The organism is Clostridium sp. AM27-28 (assembly GCF_003480955.1).
In the GTDB taxonomy this organism is placed as follows: Bacteria; Bacillota; Clostridia; order Lachnospirales; family Lachnospiraceae; genus Otoolea; species Otoolea fessa.
Genome location: NZ_QUJT01000037.1, coordinates 1 through 1224, shown reverse-complemented (window position 1 = coordinate 1224; position 1224 = coordinate 1). Strand labels below are relative to the sequence as shown.

Genomic DNA, 1224 nt, shown 5'->3' with positions numbered 1-1224 from the left:
CGTTTTGTGTTGGATAAAAACACGAAGCTGCCGCACCTTAGTGCGACAGCCCCATTTGCCCGACGGGCAGCGTGCAGAGCTGATCGACGGGCAATTTTATAATATGGCACCTCCGAGCCGGATTCATAAGGAAATTTCCTACCAGATTTCCCGCCTTCTTGGAAATTATATCGAGTCCAACGGCGGAGAATGCCACGTTTATCCGCCTCCTTTCGCTGTCAATCTGGATGCGGATGATAAAGATTGGGTTGAGCCGGATATCTCTCTTATCTGTGATCCGAATAAATTGACCGACCGCGGCTGTTCCGGCGCTCCCGATCTCATTTTCGAAATCGTATCTCCATCCAGCCGGCGCATGGACTACCTTATCAAAAATGCTCTGACTCCCTTAAACTTACCGAATAAAATTCGTCGACGTCCGCTCCTCCTGTTCCGGAAGACCATATTCTTTCTTGCCAAGCTCGATGGACTTCATAAGAAATGTCATATTCTTTGCAAGCATCCGCATCGTCTGCTTGCCTTCCTCATCCATCTCTGCCTCCCCTTTCTCACAGCCGTGAATACTGTTCCAGTATCTGCTGGATGCGATCGGCATATTGCTGATGGTAAAAAATTTGTTCAATTCATCAAAAGTCGCTGAGCAGCCGCCTCTGCGTGCACAGACTACACTGGCACCCACCTTCATGCTCTTATCAAAGGACGTGCTGTAAAACAAGCGGTCAAGACAGGCAATCAGCGTCGCATTAGCCGATGCATAGTAGACCGGACTGGCAATCACCAGGCCATCCGCCGCCTCAAAGAGAGGTGCCAGCTCATTTACGATATCATCAAACACACATTTTCCAATTTCGCTGCACTGGTTACAGGCAATACAGCCCCGGATATCTTTATTTCCAATCTGCATGGTTGTTACCTCTACCCCACTATTTCGAAATACATTCTCCATTTCCCGGATGGCAATGGATGTGTTGCCGTTCACACGTGGACTTCCGTTTAGAATTAATACTTTGCTCATTTGGTTTCCTCCTTTTACTCTACGATACATTTATTCCAACAAATTGCTTTTAAACAGTCTGTAAGCGTATATATTGTCTTCAGGTGTCTACAACTGTCTACATAAAAATGAAAATGCAAAAAAGCGGAAACCCTGATGAATCAAAGCTTCCGCAATAATAAAAAAGAGCGCGAGACGGGACTCGAACCCGCGGCCTCGACCTTGGCAAG

At 47.0% G+C, this 1224-nt stretch carries 1 protein-coding gene and 1 pseudogene; one reads left to right on the top strand and one right to left on the bottom strand.

All coding sequences use genetic code 11. The features are described 5' to 3' along the window. Positions 1–40: 40 nt before the first annotated feature. A pseudogene (locus DW720_RS15530) lies at positions 41–364 on the top strand (Uma2 family endonuclease); the annotation flags it as partial. A gap of 30 nt (positions 365–394) precedes the next feature. Here DW720_RS15530 and DW720_RS15525 read toward each other — a convergent pair. Beyond that, complete coding sequence (locus DW720_RS15525) at positions 395–1015, bottom strand: flavodoxin family protein (protein WP_118539833.1); 621 nt, start codon at positions 1013–1015, stop codon at positions 395–397. Positions 1016–1224 lie beyond the last annotated feature (209 nt).

Coding starts and splice junctions, on each gene's coding strand:
- DW720_RS15525 (WP_118539833.1), bottom strand. CDS start 1,015: ATGAGCAAAGTATTAATTCTAAACGGAAGTCCACGTGTGAACGGCAAC.